15 protein-coding genes are annotated in these 16,546 nt (G+C 64.7%); 9 read left to right on the plus strand and 6 right to left on the minus strand.

The window, feature by feature from the left end; genetic code table 11:
• Positions 1 to 217 precede the first annotated feature (217 nt).
• Both RQI43_RS17625 and RQI43_RS17630 read left to right on the plus strand, forming a co-directional pair.
• Entirely contained in the window at positions 218 to 1,855 is a 1,638-nt protein-coding gene (locus RQI43_RS17625; RefSeq protein WP_311276108.1) for a histidine kinase famiy protein, read from the plus strand.
• A gap of 35 nt (positions 1,856 to 1,890) precedes the next feature.
• Positions 1,891 to 2,214, plus strand: a complete 324-nt coding sequence (locus RQI43_RS17630) for a plasmid stabilization protein (protein WP_207413518.1) — start codon at positions 1,891 to 1,893, stop codon at positions 2,212 to 2,214.
• Between the two features lie 246 nt (positions 2,215 to 2,460).
• Here the strand turns inward: RQI43_RS17630 and RQI43_RS17635 are convergent, their stop codons facing one another.
• Positions 2,461 to 3,672, minus strand: a complete 1,212-nt coding sequence (locus RQI43_RS17635) for an NADP-dependent isocitrate dehydrogenase (protein WP_056432812.1) — start codon at positions 3,670 to 3,672, stop codon at positions 2,461 to 2,463.
• Positions 3,673 to 3,881: 209 nt separating this feature from the next.
• Here RQI43_RS17635 and RQI43_RS17640 point away from each other — a divergent pair, with 209 nt between their 5' ends.
• The 3 genes from RQI43_RS17640 to RQI43_RS17650 all read left to right on the plus strand — a co-directional run bounded on the left by RQI43_RS17640 (position 3,882) and on the right by RQI43_RS17650 (position 7,669).
• Positions 3,882 to 4,430: a formaldehyde-activating enzyme gene (locus tag RQI43_RS17640; protein ID WP_018042789.1), complete on the plus strand. Its 549-nt coding sequence runs from the start codon at positions 3,882 to 3,884 to the stop codon at positions 4,428 to 4,430.
• 105 nt (positions 4,431 to 4,535) lie between these two features.
• Positions 4,536 to 5,258: an RNA methyltransferase gene (locus RQI43_RS17645; RefSeq protein WP_056432815.1), complete on the plus strand. Its 723-nt coding sequence runs from the start codon at positions 4,536 to 4,538 to the stop codon at positions 5,256 to 5,258.
• A gap of 65 nt (positions 5,259 to 5,323) precedes the next feature.
• Positions 5,324 to 7,669, plus strand: coding sequence for an EAL domain-containing protein (locus RQI43_RS17650; protein ID WP_311275998.1), 2,346 nt, complete (start codon positions 5,324 to 5,326; stop codon positions 7,667 to 7,669).
• On the opposite strand, the gene RQI43_RS17655 is transcribed toward RQI43_RS17650, so the two are convergent.
• The 3 genes from RQI43_RS17655 to RQI43_RS17665 form a co-directional block, all read right to left on the minus strand.
• The gene (locus tag RQI43_RS17655; RefSeq protein ID WP_311275999.1) at positions 7,670 to 8,968 is read right to left on the minus strand and encodes an aminotransferase class I/II-fold pyridoxal phosphate-dependent enzyme; all 1,299 of its coding nucleotides are present in this window, start codon (positions 8,966 to 8,968) and stop codon (positions 7,670 to 7,672) included.
• A gap of 35 nt (positions 8,969 to 9,003) precedes the next feature.
• Positions 9,004 to 9,402, minus strand: coding sequence for a response regulator (locus RQI43_RS17660; protein ID WP_056432823.1), 399 nt, complete (start codon positions 9,400 to 9,402; stop codon positions 9,004 to 9,006).
• A 109-nt stretch (positions 9,403 to 9,511) separates the two neighbouring features.
• Positions 9,512 to 10,792 carry an O-acetylhomoserine aminocarboxypropyltransferase gene (locus RQI43_RS17665; protein ID WP_207413510.1) on the minus strand — a complete coding sequence of 427 codons (1,281 nt, stop codon included), beginning with the start codon at positions 10,790 to 10,792 and terminating at the stop codon, positions 9,512 to 9,514.
• A gap of 370 nt (positions 10,793 to 11,162) precedes the next feature.
• On the opposite strand from RQI43_RS17665, the gene RQI43_RS17670 reads away from it, so the two are divergent.
• The 3 genes from RQI43_RS17670 (at position 11,163) to RQI43_RS17680 (ending at position 13,644) form a co-directional block, all read left to right on the plus strand.
• Positions 11,163 to 11,528 (plus strand): DUF3140 domain-containing protein, encoded by a 366-nt coding sequence (locus tag RQI43_RS17670; RefSeq protein WP_311276000.1) that lies wholly within the window; start codon positions 11,163 to 11,165, stop codon positions 11,526 to 11,528.
• Between the two features lie 238 nt (positions 11,529 to 11,766).
• Complete coding sequence (locus RQI43_RS17675; protein ID WP_311276001.1) at positions 11,767 to 13,050, plus strand: MFS transporter; 1,284 nt, start codon at positions 11,767 to 11,769, stop codon at positions 13,048 to 13,050.
• Positions 13,051 to 13,215: 165 nt separating this feature from the next.
• Positions 13,216 to 13,644 carry a hypothetical protein gene (locus RQI43_RS17680; protein WP_156467915.1) on the plus strand — a complete coding sequence of 143 codons (429 nt, stop codon included), beginning with the start codon at positions 13,216 to 13,218 and terminating at the stop codon, positions 13,642 to 13,644.
• 66 nt (positions 13,645 to 13,710) lie between these two features.
• Here the strand turns inward: RQI43_RS17680 and RQI43_RS17685 are convergent, their stop codons facing one another.
• Together RQI43_RS17685 and RQI43_RS17690 are read right to left on the minus strand one after the other, a co-directional pair.
• On the minus strand, positions 13,711 to 14,625 hold the full coding sequence (locus tag RQI43_RS17685) for a calcium-binding protein (protein WP_162241478.1): 915 nt from the start codon (positions 14,623 to 14,625) through the stop codon (positions 13,711 to 13,713).
• Positions 14,626 to 14,867: 242 nt separating this feature from the next.
• A complete protein-coding gene (locus RQI43_RS17690) occupies positions 14,868 to 15,434 on the minus strand; it encodes a CoA-binding protein (RefSeq protein WP_311276002.1) in 567 nt (188 codons plus the stop codon).
• Between the two features lie 64 nt (positions 15,435 to 15,498).
• On the opposite strand from RQI43_RS17690, the gene RQI43_RS17695 reads away from it, so the two are divergent.
• Positions 15,499 to 15,927 (plus strand): PaaI family thioesterase, encoded by a 429-nt coding sequence (locus RQI43_RS17695; protein ID WP_311276003.1) that lies wholly within the window; start codon positions 15,499 to 15,501, stop codon positions 15,925 to 15,927.
• Positions 15,928 to 16,546: the final 619 nt, after the last annotated feature.

A 16,546-nucleotide genomic window follows, 5' to 3' on the forward strand; every position in this document is an offset into this window, starting at 1 on the left:
CCGCTTCGGCCACGACGGGCGCGGCGGAACAAAGGCCTGGAGATGCGTCCCGACCCAAGCGGTCGGGCACGACTCCGGGCCATTTCGATCGATGACGACGCGGGCGCCGTCGGCACCTGCGTCGTCATCGCGGGATTTGTCGAGGGAAACGGATGAAGCGCCAGCCGTTGGGCATTTCTGACCCACATTCATTGCCTGGCAAAACAACCGACCGATGATGACCGAGAGCCCCGAGAAACCGCCTGCAGGTGAACCGCCGCGCGTGAGAACCGGGGCGGTGTCGGAGATCGCCGATCACACCAGCGACATCTTCTTCACCGCTGTCGAGGCGACCCGGATGCCGATGGTGGTCACCGACCCCCGGCAGGACGACAACCCGATCGTCTTCGTCAACAAGGCCTTCCTGGGCCTCACAGGCTATGCAACCGAGGAGATCATCGGTCGCAATTGCCGCTTCCTGCAGGGGCCGGACACCGACCGGGAAAGCGTGAACGCCCTGCGCGAGGCGATCCAGGCCCGGCGGGAATTCACCACCGAGATCATCAATTACCGCAAGGACGGATCGACCTTCTGGAACGCGCTGTTCGTCGCGCCGATCTACAATGCGGCCGGCGACCTCGTGTATTTCTTCGCCTCGCAGCTCGATGTCTCCCGCCGCCGCACCGTCGAGGAGGCGTTGGGGCAGGCCCAGAAGATGGAGGCGCTCGGCCAGCTGACCGGCGGCATCGCCCACGACTTCAACAACCTTCTCCAGGTCATCGTCGGCTACATCGATATCCTGAGCCACGGTCTCGACCGTCCGGATGCGGACCGTAACCGCCTTCGGCGCGCCACCGACAATATCCGTACCGCCGCCGAACGGGCGACCACCCTGACCCAGCAGCTTCTCGCCTTCGCGCGCAAGCAGCGTCTCGACGGCCGCGCGGTCAACCTCAACGCCCTCGTGAAGGGCATGGAGGATATGGCCGCGCGCAGCCTCGGTGACGCGATCACGCTGCGGCTCGACGTGAGCGAAGACCTCTGGAACTGCCGTGTCGACCCGGCCCAGGCCGAGGTCGCCCTGCTCAACATCCTCATCAACGCTCGCGATGCCATGCCGGAGGGCGGCACAGTCGTCATCTCCACCGAGAACCGGGATATCGGCGCGCAGGATCTGGGCTCACAGGATTTCGGCGGATCGGATTCCCTGGGCGAGGGCCGCTACGTCACCGTGACCATCGCCGATACCGGGGCGGGCATCCCGCCGCCGATCCTGGCACGGGTGATGGAGCCGTTCTTCACGACGAAGGACGAGGGCAAGGGCACGGGGCTCGGCCTCTCGATGGTCTACGGCTTCGCCAGGCAATCCGGGGGCGCGGCGCAGATCGAGTCCGTCGTCGGCAAGGGAACGCGCGTCCGCCTGTCCTTCCCCGCCGCCGCCGAGGACGACCGGGAGCCGAACCGCGCCGTGTCGGGGCCGGTCGATCGCCAGGGGACCGAGACCATCCTCATCGTCGACGACCGCGAGGACGTGGCCGAACTGGCGCGGACCATCCTGCGCGATAGCGGCTACACGCTGTTGATGGCCCAGAACGGCCGTGAGGCGCTGGAGATCCTGGATTCGAGCGGTTCGGTGGACCTGCTGTTCACCGACCTCATCATGCCGGGCGGGATGAACGGCATCATGCTCGCCCGCGAGGCCAGGCGGCGGCAACCCCGATTGAAGGTCCTGCTGACCACCGGTTACGCCGAGGCGAGTCTCGAGCGAACCGATGCCGGGGGTTCGGAGTTCGACCTTTTGAACAAGCCCTATCGCCGTACCGATCTCATCCGCCGCGTTCGCGCCATCCTGGACGGTCCGACCGACGACAGCTGAGGCAGCGGCGAGGGGCCCGATACGGGAAACTCGCCATGCCACAGGGTGACAAGTCGAAATACACCGACAAGCAGATCCGCAAGGCCGAGCACATCGCGGAATCCTACGAAGAGCGCGGCGTCCCGGAGAAGGAAGCCGAGGCCCGCGCCTGGGCAACCGTCAACAAGGACGATGGCGGCGGCAAGCATCCGGGCGGATCGGGGAGGGGCAAGTCGAGCTCCCACCCGGCGGCCCACAAGGGCGGAGCCGCCGGCGGAAAGGCCTCGGCCTCCCGCACCGCCGAGCAACGTTCCGCCTCGGCGAAGAAAGCCGCCGCGACCCGCAAGCGCAACGCCGAGGCGGCAAGGCCCTCATCCTAAGCGAATGATGGCCGGCGCGAATCCCCTCTCCCCGCACGCGGGGAGAGGGAAGCGGCGACCTTGTCGTTGGCGTGGCGAGGCGGCAGCCGACGGTGAGGGGGCGCGTCCGGAGGAGGCTCACGCGAAGGAGCCACATCCGGAGCTACCCCCTCACCCTCGCCCTGCCGGGCTCACGTCGCCTCCCGACAAGGGGAGGACGACGTCCTCTCCCCGCCCGGCGGGGAGAGGGGAACCCGCACTTCGCGCTCAGGCCATGGCGGTCTTGAGGTTCGCGTCGACCTTGTCGAGGAAGCCGGTGGTGGAGAGCCACTTCTGCTCTGGGCCGACGAGGAGGGCGAGATCCTTGGTCATGAAGCCGGCTTCCACCGTATCGACGCAGACCTTCTCCAGCGTGTTGGCGAACTTGGCGAGGTCGCCGTTGTCGTCGAGCTTGGCGCGGTGGGCGAGGCCACGGCTCCAGGCGAAGATCGACGCGATGGAGTTGGTGGAGGTCTCCTTGCCCTTCTGATGCTCGCGGTAATGGCGCGTCACCGTGCCGTGCGCGGCTTCCGCCTCGACGGTCTGGCCGTCCGGCGTCATCAGCACCGAGGTCATCAGGCCGAGCGAGCCGAAGCCCTGGGCGGCGGTGTCCGACTGCACGTCGCCGTCGTAGTTCTTGCAGGCCCAGACGTAGCCGCCGGACCATTTGAGGCAGGAGGCCACCATGTCGTCGATGAGGCGGTGCTCGTAGGTGATGCCGAGCGCCTGGAACTTCGCCTTGAACTCGGCGTCGAACACTTCCTGGAACAGGTCCTTGAAGCGGCCGTCATAGGCCTTGAGGATGGTGTTCTTGGTCGAGAGGTAGACCGGGTACTTGCGGGCGAGGCCGTAATTCAGCGAGGCGCGGGCGAAGTCGCGGATCGACTCGTCGAGATTGTACATCGACATCGCGACGCCGGCGGCCGGGAACTTGAAGACTTCCTTCTCGATGATTGTGCCGTCGTCACCCTCGAACTTGATGGTCAGGCGGCCCTTGCCGGGCACCTTGAAGTCCGTGGCGCGATACTGGTCGCCGTAGGCGTGGCGGCCGATGACGAAGGGCTGGGTCCAGCCCGGCACGAGGCGCGGCACGTTCTTGCAGATGATCGGCTCGCGGAAGATCACGCCGCCGAGGATGTTGCGGATCGTGCCGTTGGGCGAACGCCACATCTCCTTCAGCTTGAACTCCTCCACCCGTTGCTCGTCGGGGGTGATGGTGGCGCATTTCACGCCGACGCCGTGGCGCTTGATCGCCTCCGCCGCATCGACGGTGACCTTGTCGTTCGTCTCGTCGCGGTGCTCCACACCGAGGTCGTAATAATCGAGGTCGAGGTCGAGATAGGGATGGATGAGCTTGTTCTTGATCTCGCTCCAGATGATCCGGGTCATCTCGTCGCCGTCGAGTTCGACGACCGGGTTCGCCACCTTGATCTTCGACATGATCCTCAGAACCTTTCTCATCACGCGGCCGGGACCGGCCGCGCTCCCGCTCGCCCGCGGTCATAGCGCGCTGCAACAGGACGCGAAAGCCGTGCCCCTTACAGATCGGGAACTGCGTCGGGGACCGAGATAATTCCCGGCCGGCTCTGGACATCCGCCCTCGGGCCGGGAATCTGCGGCCCATTCCGATTTCTGTGAAGGATATCTCCATGAGCGAACGCATCATCCTGCGGGCCGGCGAGGCCCTGGTCGCCGGCGGGCCGCCCAACACCGCCTCCGAGCCGGAGGTCATCATCGGCGAACTCGACGGGCCGGTCGGCACGGCGCTCGCCACCCTCACGGGCGATCAGGTGGTGGGCCATTCCCGCGTCTTCGCGCTCCTGAACACCGACATCATGGTGCGGCCGGTGACGCTCTGCGTCTCCAAGGTCAGCGTCACCGAGAGCAAATACACCTCCATCCTCATGGGCACGGTGCAGTTCGCCATCGCCAACGGCGTCCTCGACGCGGTGCGCCTCGGCTACATCCCCAAGGAGAAGGCCAACGATCTCGGCATCATCTGCTCGGTCTGGCTCAGCCCCGGCGTGATCGAGGCCGAGACGGTCGATCACAAGGCTTTGTTCGAGATCCAGCGCAAGGGCATGACCGAGGCGATCCGCAAGGCCATGACCAACGAGCCCTCGATCGACTGGCTCCTCGAGAACCAGGACAAGATCATCCACAAATACTACCAGATGGGTCTCGACGGTAAGATCTGAGCGTTTCCACTGTGAACGGGGGAGCCGCGGCGCCGACGGTGCCCGCGGCTCCCATCCTTCTCAGATGGACTTTCCGTCCGGGCCGACCCGTGGCAGAGGGCGTCGATGAGCGCCCCCGTCATCATCCTGGTCGAACCGCAGCTGGCCGAGAATATCGGCATGGTCGCCCGCGCCATGGCCAATTTCGGCCTCGCCGAACTCCGCCTCGTGGCCCCCAAGAACGGCTGGCCCAAGAAGGGCGTGCGGGAGGCCGCTTCAGGGGCGACGCATGTCCTCGACGGCGCCACCGTCTTCACCACCGTGCCGGAGGCCATCGCCGACCTGAACTACCTCCTGGCCACCACGGCCCGCGAGCGCGGGCAGATGAAGCGCGCCTACGGTCCCGACGAGGCGATGACCGACATGGCCTCGCGGACGGCACAGCGCGTCGGCGTGATGTTCGGCCGCGAGCGGATCGGGCTGACCAACGACGAGGTGTCGCTGGCCGACGCCATCGTCACCTTTCCGGTCTCCCCGGACTTTCCGTCCCTCAACCTTGCCCAGGCGGTGCTCCTCGTCGGCTACGAATGGCGCAAGGCCTCGGGCCAGGCCCGGCTCCCCTTCACCGGCGAGATGCAATCTCCACCCGCCACACGCGAGGCGATGGCCTCCCTCGTCGCCAGCTTGGAAGCCAGTCTCGACGCGGGCGGATTCTACCCGCCGGAAAAGCGGGATGTCATCGCCCGCAACATGCGCGATATGCTGCATCGCATGGCAATGACCGAACAGGATGTCAGGACGTTTCGCGGGGCATTGCGGGCCCTGACCCGAACTAAGCCTTCAGGCTGATAAATGTTATCAATCTAGTTGGTTCTTAACGCCTGCGCGACTTTTGCATGCGAGTGTCGGGCGCCATGTGGAAGCATAGACTCAACGCCATCGGCGGCGAATTCGTCTCGGTCGATCGGGAAAGGGCGTTTCAGGACGAGCGCTTTCCCGAGACCCTGCGCCATGCGCGCCTGATCTTTCTCTGCGCCATTCTCCTCAACACGCTCTTCCTGCTCAGCGACTGGCGCTTCGCCGGTCAGATCCATTTCTGGGTCGCCGTACCCGCCCGTGCCGGTATCATCCTGCTGTCCCTCGCCAGCCTGCTGGCGACCTGGAAAGTCACCGGTTTCGGCAGGCTGCAGGGAGTGATGGTGACATGGGAGATCCTCGTCGCCGGATGCGTCGCGGTCCTGTGCTCGTCGCGATCCGACATCGCGCTCTTCGTGATGCTGCTGCTTCCGGCGATCTACATGATCGTCATGCCGACGCGCTTTCTCTGGAGCCTGACGACGAGCGCGATCGCCTCCACCGCGCTGGTGGCGGGCTATCTCCTGCCGCCGCCGATGCCGTCCACGGCCCTCGGCATCTGTCTCGCGGTCCTGTTGTCCAACGTCGCCACGCTGCTGTTCGTGGTGCGGTCGAACCGCCTGAGGCGTCTCGAATGGACCGCGACCCAGGCGGAGCGGCGCGCCAATGCGGAACTGGCGGAAAGCCGGCGCCTGTTCGAGACGATGTTCAAGGCAGCGCCGATTCCAATCGTGGTGTCGCGCGCCGATGACGGCCAGATCGTCGATGCCAACGACGCCGCGAGCTGTTTCTACGGACTCGACGACGGCGAAAAGCTGACCCGATACACAATACGCGATCTGGTCGACGGGCCGACCCGACGCGTGATCCAGGCGGAACTCGACCGGAGCGGAACCGCCAGCGAGATCGAGATCGCCACGGGCGTCTCGGGCCGTGTACGCCGGGACGCCCTATTGTCGGCGGTCATCGTGGAGATGGACGGCGCGACCCGTGTGATCTCCAGCCTCGTCGACATGACGAGCCGCAAGGCGGTGGAGGAGCGGATCCGCCTCGCCGCCCAGCGCGACGTCCTCACCGGTCTGCCGAACCGCGCCCTGTTCCAGACGACCCTCGACGCCGCGCTGAGCAAGGCGGAGGCATCCGGCCAGCGCGTCGGCCTCATCCTGATCGATCTCGATGCGTTCAAGGAGGTGAACGACACCCTCGGCCACGATGCGGGCGATGCCCTGCTCAAGGAGGTCGCCCGGCGTCTCGGCAACATCATCGGCGAGCACGATCTCGTCGCCCGGCTCGGCGGCGACGAATTCGTCATCATCGCCCTGTGCGAGAAGGATCGCCATCAGCCGAGCCGGCGCATCCACGCCCTGTCCCGGGCGATCCTCGAAGTCCTGAAACCGTCGATGGCCGTCTCGGGGCGTGTGGTCTCGCCGCGTGCCAGTCTCGGCCTCGCCCTGTTCCCGGAACACGCCGCCAATCCGACCGACCTCTTCACCAATGCCGACCTCGCCCTCTACGCGGCCAAGGCGGCCGGGCGGAACCGGGCGACGCTGTTCGTCCCGGCGCTTCGGGCGGATATCGAGCACCGCGTCTCCGTCGCCCGCGAGATGCGGTCGGCCCTCGAAGTCGGCGGCCTGATTCCGTATTATCAACCGAAGATCGGCCTCGCCACGGGGGAGATCATCGGGTTCGAAGCGTTGGCGCGGTGGCAGCATCCGAGCCGCGGGCTCCTGGCACCCGCCAGCTTCTCCACGGTGTTCGACGACGCGGAGATCGGGGTCGCGGTCGGGACCGTCCTCGCGCGCCAGATCTTCGCCGATCTGGCAAGCTGGATCGCGCAAGGGTACGATCCCGGCCGGGTGTTCCTGAACCTGTCCTCGGCCCAGTTCGCCCAGGAGAACCTCGCCGAGAACCTGATCTCCGATCTGGCCGCCGTGGGCCTCTCCCATGACCGGATCGGCGTGGAGGTGACCGAAACGGTCCTGCTCGGCGGCCATGGCGACCGAGTCTCGGCGGTGCTGGCGAGCCTGCACAGCGCCGGTGTACGCGTGGCGCTCGACGATTTCGGGACCGGCTACGCGTCGCTAACCCACCTCAAGCAATATCCGGTGGACGAGATCAAGATCGACCGCAGCTTCGTGCGCGATCTTGAGCGGGACCCGAACGACGCCGCCATCGTCACGGCGGTGGTTCAACTGGGCCAGAGCCTCGGCCTCAACGTCACCGCCGAGGGCGTGGAGACCGAGGCGCAGGCGGCCTTCCTGCGCGAACAGGGCTGCGCCTATGCGCAGGGCTATCTCTACAGCAAGCCCATGCCGCAGAGCCGGGTGCCGTGGTTCCTGAAGCACCACGGCGGCGCTGTCGCGCAGCCGAAGAGCGCAGCGACCACCGAGCTCAAATTCGCCTGATCAGGCGTCGACCTGATCCAGCGCCTGGGCGATATCGGCGATGAGATCCTCGGCATTTTCGAGACCGATGGAGAGACGGACGGTCTCGGGGCCGACCAGGGCCGCCGCCTTGTCGGCATCGCTCAGCTGGCGGTGCGTCGTGGTGGCCGGGTGGATCGCCAGGGATTTGATCTCGCCGATATTCACGAGATGCGAGACGAGCTCCAGGCTCATGATGAACTTCACGGCCGCGGGCTGGCCGCCCTTCAGCGCGAAGGTGAAGATCGAGCCCGGCCCTTCCGGCACGTAGCGGGCGGCCAACTCTTCGCCCGTCTGGCCGGGCAGCGCCGGGTAGCTCACCCATGCCACCGCCGGGTGGTCCTTGAGGAAGGCGGCGACGGCCTTCGCATTCTCGCAATGCCGCTTCATGCGCAGCGGCAGGGTCTCGATGCCGGTGAGCGTCAGGAAGGCGTTCATCGGCGACAGGCCGGGGCCGAGATCGCGCAGGCCGAAGAGTCGACACGCTACCGCGAAGCTGAAATCGGGGAAGCGATCCGAGACCACGAGCCCGTCGTAATCGGCCCAGGGCTCGGTGATGAGGTTGTAGCGCCCCACCGCCGCAGGCCAGTCGAAGGTTCCGGCATCGCAGATGATGCCGCCGATGGTCTGGCCGGACCCGCCGAGGAACTTCGAGGTCGAGTGGAACACGATGTCGGCCCCGTGCTCGATGGGCCGGATCAGCGCCGGGGAGGCGAGGGTGTTGTCCACCACCAGCGGCAGGTTGTGCCGCTTGGCCACTTCGGCGATGCCGGCGATGTCCATCACCGTGGCGCAGGGATTGACGATCGACTCGCAGACGATGGCCTTCGTCTCCGGCGTGATCGCGGCCTCGAAATCGGCCGGCGTCAGGCCCTTGGCGAAGAGCGGCTTGAGGTCGTAGCGCGCGTCGAGCCGGTTCATCAGCCCGAGCGAGCCGCCGAACAGACGCGGCGAGGCCACATAGGCATCCCCGCTCTTCATCAGCGTCATCAGCACGAGGAGGAGGGCGGACTGGCCCGACGAGACGGCCACGGCCGCCTTGGCGCCCTCCAGGGCGGCGACCCGGCGCTCCAGGGCGGCCACGGTGGGGTTCGAGCCGCGCGAATAGGAGAAGCCGGTGCGCCGCATGGCGAAGATGTCGGCGGCCTGCTCGGTGGATTCGAACACGAAGCCGTTGGTGAAGTAGATCGGCTGGACGCGCGCGCCCGTGGCGGGGTCGGGCGCCGCGCCGGCATGGACGGCCTGGGTGGCGAAGCGGAGCGGGCGGGTCTCGGTGGCCATGATGGGCGTCGCGATCTTCGAAAGAGGTGGCGGGGTCAGGCAGCGCGCCTGGCGAAGGCCCGCAATGTCCGGACCAGGGTGTTGGGCGCGTAGGGCTTCGGGATGAAGCGCGCGCCCTCGGGCATGTCGTGCGGGCCGGGCGTGCCCATGCCGGACACGACGAGGACCGGGATGGTCGGCCAGCGATGGGCGACGAGGCGGGCCAAGGCGAACCCGTCCATGGAGCCCTGCGGCATGTCCACGTCGGTCATCAGCAGGTCGATCTCCTCGTTGCGTTCGAGGATGGTGAGCGCCTTGTCGGCCTGCGGCGCTTCGAGGACACGGAACCCCGCATCGACCAGGGTATCGGCCGCCTCCATCAGGAGAAGGCCGTCGTCTTCGACGACAAGGATGACCGGGGGCTCGCCGGAAGTCTCGAAAGGATCATGCGTCATGCAATGCGAACGATCTCGATGGAGGAATGGTTCGCGGGGTAGTCCCGACGCCGCCGAGGGTCAACCCGGGGGCGTCGGGCCGGGATCGCGCCCAGGCCTGCCAGCAAAATCAAGCGCTTAACGCCGCGTCGAGATCCTCGATCAGATCCGCCGGGTCCTCGATGCCGATGGAGAGCCGCACCACTTCGGGCCCGGCGCCGGCCGCGGATTTCTGCGCGTCGGTGAGCTGGCGGTGGGTGGTGGAGGCCGGGTGGATCACCAGCGAGCGGGTGTCGCCGATATTCGCCACATGGGAGAACAGCTGGAGATTGGCCACCAGCTTCACGCCGGCCTCGTAGCCGCCCTTGAGGCCGATGGTGAAGACCGAGCCGGAGCCGAGCGGCGTGTAGCGCCGGGCGAGCTGGTGATACTTGTCGGTCTCCAGCCCCGGATAGCTCACCCATTCCACCGCCGGATGGGCGTTGAGATGGGTCGCGATCTCCAGCGCGTTGTCGCAATGGCGCTGCATCCGCAGGGGCAGGGTCTCGATGCCGTTGAGGATGAGGAAGGCGTTGAACGGCGAGAGCGCCGGCCCGAGATCGCGCAGGCCCAGCACCCGGATGGCGATGGCGAAGCCGAAATTGCCGAAGGTCTCGGAGAGCACCATGCCGGAATATTCGGGGCGCGGCTGCGACAGCATCGGGTAGCGGTCGTCGCCGGCCCAGGCGAAGGTGCCGCCGTCGACCACGAGGCCGCCGATGGAATTGCCGTGGCCGCCGAGGAACTTGGTGGCCGAATGCACGACGATGTCGGCCCCGTGCTCGAAGGGGCGGATCAGGTACGGCGTCGCCATGGTGTTGTCGACGATGAGCGGGATCTTGTGGCGCCGGGCGATCACCGAGAGGGCGGCGATGTCGGTGATGACCCCGCCCGGATTGGCGATGGATTCACAGAAGATCGCCTTGGTGCGCGGCGTGATGGCCCGCTCGAACGAATCCGGGTCGTCGGTATCGGCCCAGACCACGTTCCAGCCGAAGCTCTTGTAGGAATGGTTGAACTGGTTGATCGAGCCGCCATAGAGCTTGTTGGCCGCAATGAACTCGTCGCCCGGCTGCATCAGCGCGTGCATGGTGAGGAACTCTGCCGCGTGGCCCGAGGCCACCGCCACGGCGGCGGTGCCGCCTTCCAGCGCCGCGATGCGCTCTTCCAGCACCGCGTTGGTGGGGTTGGTGATGCGCGAATAGATGTTGCCGAAGGCCTGCAGCCCGAACAGCGAGGCGGCGTGGTCCACGTCGTCGAACACGAAGGACGTGGTCTGGTAGATCGGCGTGGCCCGCGCACCCGTGGTGGCATCGGGAGCGGCGCCGGCATGGATCGCCAGCGTGTTGAAGCCTGGGATACGGTCGGTCATCACTTACTCCGGGGGCCGGCGGGCACGCACTGGACGTCGTTCTAGCGCCTGTGCCGGGCCAGACGGAAGAGGAGCTACGCCCCCGTTCCGCTTAAACGAACATAAGTTCTTTATGGCGGACGATGCGCGCGGGTCAAGGGTGGGTGATGTCGCGAGGGGGGGAAGATCAACCCCGTCATCCCGGGGCTGCGCAGCAGAGCCCGGGATCCAGAACCGCGAACCCTTATCCAGCGAAGGCCGTCACCGCGTCTGGATCCTGGGCTCGCCTGTGGCGCCCCAGGATGACGGCGCGGGCGCCGACACCTCGTGACCATTCGCCCCTCCCGTCCCTGAGGAACCCGCCCCGTGCCTTCCGCTTGACCCAGTCCCGATGCGACGGAGGCGACTAGTGAGCAAGGACGACCACGACGAGACCTGGCGCGCGTTCAAGGAGGCGGTGAACATGACGCCCGCCGCCCTGGAGACATTCCTCGACAGCGAGCAGAGCCGCTCGGTCGGGCAGAAGAAGGACGGCGCGTCCGAATCCACCGGCCACGCCTCGGGCCGGCGCATCGTCGCAATTCTGAAAGCCAAGAAGGCCGATCTCACCGACGACGATTACGCCCACATGCGCAAGGTCACCGGCTACGTGAACCGCCACCTCAAGCAGGGCGGCCCGGAGGACAAGGACGCGGTGAAAGACTCGCCCTGGCGTCTCTCGCTGATGAACTGGGGCCACGACCCGATGAAGACATAAAGGGTGAGTGATGTCGCGAGGAGCGGGAGCCTCGTGCGAGCGTCCCTCCCCCCTCTGTGGGGGAGGGTGGTCGCGGAGCGACCGGGAGAGGGGGCAACGCGTCCGAATAGGGCGCTCCCCTCATCCGACCCGCTGACGCGGGCCACCTTCTCCCGCAGAGGGGAGAAGGAGAACCGCAGGAACGATCCTGCACGAATTCGCATGGCACTCGGCCCCGCCTGCGGTTATAGCGCCGCACATGCTCCAGCCCGTTCCGCCCCCTCCCGTTCCCGCCGCGCGGATCCTCATCGCCAGCTTCGTCGGCACGGCGATCGAGTTCTACGATTTCTACGTCTACGCCACAGCCGCCGCCCTGGTGATCGGGCCGATCTTCTTCTCGGCCGACGATCCCTCGGTGCAGACGCTGGCGGCCTTCGCCACCTTCTCCATCGCCTTCATCGCGCGGCCGCTGGGGGCGGCGTTCTTCGGGCATTTCGGCGACAGGGTCGGGCGCAAGGCGACGCTGGTGGCCTCGCTGATGATCATGGGCCTCTCCACCGTGCTCATCGGCTGCCTTCCGACCTATGCCACCGCCGGGTGGTGGGCGCCCTTCGCGCTCTGCGTGCTGCGTTTCGGCCAGGGCATCGGTTTCGGCGGCGAATGGGGAGGCGCGGCCCTGCTGGCGGTGGAGAACGCCCCGCCGGGGCGACGCGCCCTCTACGGCATCTTCCCGCAGCTCGGCGCGCCGGTGGGCTTCATCACCGCCAATCTGGGCTTCCTCGGCCTCGCGCTGGCCCTGAGCCCGGCCGATTTCCAGGCCTGGGGCTGGCGCATCCCGTTCCTCGCCTCCGCCGTGCTCGTGGGCGTCGGCCTCTATGTCCGCCTGAAGCTGACCGAGACCCCGGTCTTCAAGGCCGCCATGGAGAAGGCCCCGCCCGAGCGCGTGCCACTGGCCACCATCTTCACGAAATACATCAAGGCGACGCTGCTCGGCACCTTCGCCATGGTGGCCTGCTACGCGGTGTTCTACCTCTCCACCGTCTTCGCGCTCAGCTACGGCGTCTCGAAACTCGGCTTCGACCGGCCGACCTTCCTGCTGTTCGAATGCGTGGCCGTGCTGTTCATGGCCCTCGGCATCCCGCTCTCGGGCTGGGCCGCCGACCGCTACGGCCGCCGCCCCGTCCTCCTCACCGGCCTCGCCTTCACCGCCTCGCTCGGCCTGCTCCTCGGCCCGATGCTGGGAAGCGGGCAGGGCGGCCTGGTGCTCGGCTTCCTGTGTCTGGGCCTCTTCGCCATGGGTTGGCTGTTCGGCCCCATGGGCGCGCTGCTGCCCGAACTCTTCCCCACCCGCGTCCGCTACACCGGCGCCTCGGTGACCTACAACCTCGCCGGCATTCTGGGCGCCTCCGCCGCGCCGTATCTGGCGCAGCGGCTGAGTGAGTGGGGCGGGATCGGTTGGGTTGGGTTGTATCTGGCTGTGGCGGCTGGAGTTAGCTTTATGGCTGTGGCGTTGATGGAGGAAACGGGAACACGGCGACTTTAACTTTCGATTGTCTGATACGGTTTTCAGTCCAGTGTGCAAACCACGGACCCATACACGCATCAGTAGAAATTAACGGTTTGTACACCAAGTCGCGTTAAGCATTCTAACTATCTTTAGTATGCGTGATGGCGACCAGTACGGTGCGCTGCGACCAAGAGAAACGACATGACCGCAATCGGACTTGGAAGTCTGTCGGCTTCGCAAACCAAATTTGCACCGAAGGCTGACGTCTCTAGTGAACGCCAAAAACTCCAGGCGGGCGTGGAGAAGCAGTTCGGGCAGACTTTGAGCAAACCACACATCAGTGAGTTTGCACCCGTCGAGCCGACAAGCGGCAATCAACACTTATGGAATAATGTTGACTATGTAAAGTATTTTGCCGATTTTGAAGGGACTGTTGCTGAAGGGGCTATACAAGACTACCAACAATCGATGGATGATCTACGATCACTGACGAAAAATAACGGAGATGCTGACAGTGCAAATATAAAAGAAAGATTAGAGAAAATTCGATTAATCATTGAGGCTTACAAAAACGAGTCTAGAGATCGCATCAATGGCTCTTCTAGACTCGAAGTAAATTTTTCAGCTTAAATATTTATTCGTCCCGAGGCGCACACCCGAATCTTTGATTAGGTTGAGCCAAACATATGGCTGAGCTCAAATTATAGAATCAGTGCTATAGTAAGCACCACTTATATCGCCGATCAGCTCAATTCTATAATCCGCGTTGAGAAGAAAATTCTCGACTCTTACTGCTCTATCAAAAACACCGTTATCTTCAAAATCAGCTTTATCATAGAAAATCATATCGTATCCATCACTTATATATTCAATATTCTCAATGCTTGTTGACTCGAAAACAATAGCATCTTCCTCACCAATATCCTTAATGAAAATATTCCCCGTCCCAGTAAAGTTGGAAATCTTGTATAGATCCAATCCCCGTCCGCCTTCCATTTTGGAAAGCCCATCACCCGCGATAAGTATATCGTTTCCCTCACCGCCGAATAGTCGATCGACTCCTTGATCGGCAAACAAAACGTCGTCACCTTGATTCCCGTAAATTACATCGTCTCCACTACCTCCCTTCATGTAATCGTTACCTAATCCACCGACGATCCGATCATTTCCAGAATCTCCCAGGATCGTATCGTCTCCATCGTCTCCTCTCAGGCTATCTGAACCCGATCCGCCGAGGATCTCATCGTTGCCATAGCCCCCGGAAATTTGATCATCGCCCGCCTCACCTAAAAGTCTGTCGTTCCCCCCATCTCCAGAAATTTCATCATTTCCATCCCCACCGTAGATGCGATCGTTCATTTGAGACGTCATTTCCACGCCACGCATTCCACCCTGTAGAATATCCCTCCCGCCAAAGCCTTGGATTAAATCACTGCCATCACCACCGGAAATGAAATCAGGCCCTTCGGAGCCCTGAATACGATCATTCCCATCAAGGCCATAAATTTCTTCGCCATATTGAGAAGCGATTATTCTGTTAGCCTCCCTCAATACCAAATCATCTTTATTGTAGAGAAATTTTACACCATTGGAACCGTAAATCCAGGCCATATTCATGCACTCCGCTAGAGCCGCGTCGGATCATTTACGTTCGAATGACCCAGAGCGCAGCGCGTGTGCCATACGACAGATACAATCATAAGTTTATGATAAAAATGATACACCTGGTCTGCCGTCGTCTTCGGCCTTAAAAAAACGGTTCGCAGCCATACAATCGAACAAATCAGCTATTGCCGACCTGCAGGTAGATAATAATGAAATATTTTTATGAAATAAAAACAGAATAGTTATGGTTAGAGCGTAATCTTGCGCTCAATCGTCAACCGCTGCACCCCTTTACCCCCCAAAACCGGCCGCTTCGAACTCAAAATCCGGGAATTCACCCCGGTCCAGCCGATCTCACCCGAGATCCGCCCGTACTCGATCTTGGGGCAGCGGTTCATCACCACGGTGACGCCCGCCGCCTCGGCGCGGGCGGCGGCGGCGTCGTCGCGGACGCCGAGCTGCATCCAGACGATCTTCGGCCGCACCGGCAGGGCGAGGGCCTCGTCCACGAGGCCGCCGGCCGCGTTGGAGTTCCGAAAAATCTCGACCATGTCGACCGGGCCGGGGAGGTCGGCGAGGCGGGCGACGACGGGCTTGCCCAGCAGCATCTGCCCGGCGAGGCCGGGATTGACCGGGATCACGTCGTAGCCCCGCGACAGCAGGTATTTCAGCACGATCCAGCTCGGCCGGGCCGGGTTCGCGGACGCGCCCACGAGGGCGATGGTCTTCGTCTCCGTGAGGAGCCGGCGGATCAGCGCATCGGGATAGCGGTCGTGGCGCGAGGTGTCGGGGTGGGCAGCGTCGGGCTGGGTCATCGGAACTCTTGAAAACGAAGCCCGAGACTTGTCCGCCATCGCGGCGCATGCTGCAAGGCACGTCATGACGACTGCCATGAGCCTTTCCGAGACCATCGCCTTTCTGGAGCGGGACTTCCCGCAGATGAACCATGACGGGCCGGCCTTCCACCTCGAATCGGTGGGTCCGCTCTCCGCGCGGATGCGGCTCGACTATCACGAGCGCTTCCTGCGCCCCGGCGGCACCATCTCCGGCCCGGCCATGATGGCGCTGGCCGATTACGCTCTCTACGCGGCGATCCTCGCCAATATCGGCCCGGTGGGCCTGGCCGTGACGACGAACCTCTCCTTCAACTTCCTGCGGAAACCCGGCCCCACCGGCCTCGTCGCCGAGGCCACCCTCCTCAAGCTCGGCAAGCGCCTCGCCGTGGGGGAGGCGCGCCTCTTCGCCACCGGCTCGGACGATCTCGTCTGCCACGCCACGGGGACGTATTCGATCCCGCCGGAGCGGTGAGCTTGCCACTTCTCGCGATGGGCGCAGGTTCGTCGTGAGCATCCCCTCGCTCCGCTTGGCTGGGGAGAGGGACGCGACGACCCCGTCGTCGGCGCGTCGAGGCGGCAGCCGACGGTGAGGGGGCGGTTCCGGGGGAGCCTCTTCCGGCGACGCCCCCTCACCATCGCTCCGCTCATCACAGGCACGACAAGGTGCCTGTGATCCTCTCCCCGCGTGCGGGGAGAGGGGGAGGCCGGTGCCGGATATCTCCTGACTACGGAAAATGCGCTTTCGCAGGGTTCGGCCGATTTCGCTTATCTGACACTGCTTTAGCATCCTCGATCCCGCCCGAGCGGTGAACCGGCACGCCACCCTCCCCCCTCTGCGGGGGAGGGTGCCTGCGGAGCAGGCGGGAGAGGGGGGGCGGCCTCTCCGGATAGGGCGCTCCCCTCACCCGACCCGCTTCGCGGGCCACCCTCTCCCGCAGAGGGGAGAGGGGGAGCCGATGCCGGATAGCCCAGGCCCGGACAACCAGGCTTCCTCCCGCTTCAGCCCGTCTCGCTCACCCATCGCGACGTGCCCAGTCTCGATCCCGCCGAAGCGCCCGGCCATTCCCACCCATCCACCTCATCCTGCGGCG

The sequence above is a fragment of the Methylobacterium sp. WCS2018Hpa-22 genome (genome assembly GCF_031843785.1).
GTDB lineage: Bacteria > Pseudomonadota > Alphaproteobacteria > Rhizobiales > Beijerinckiaceae > Methylobacterium.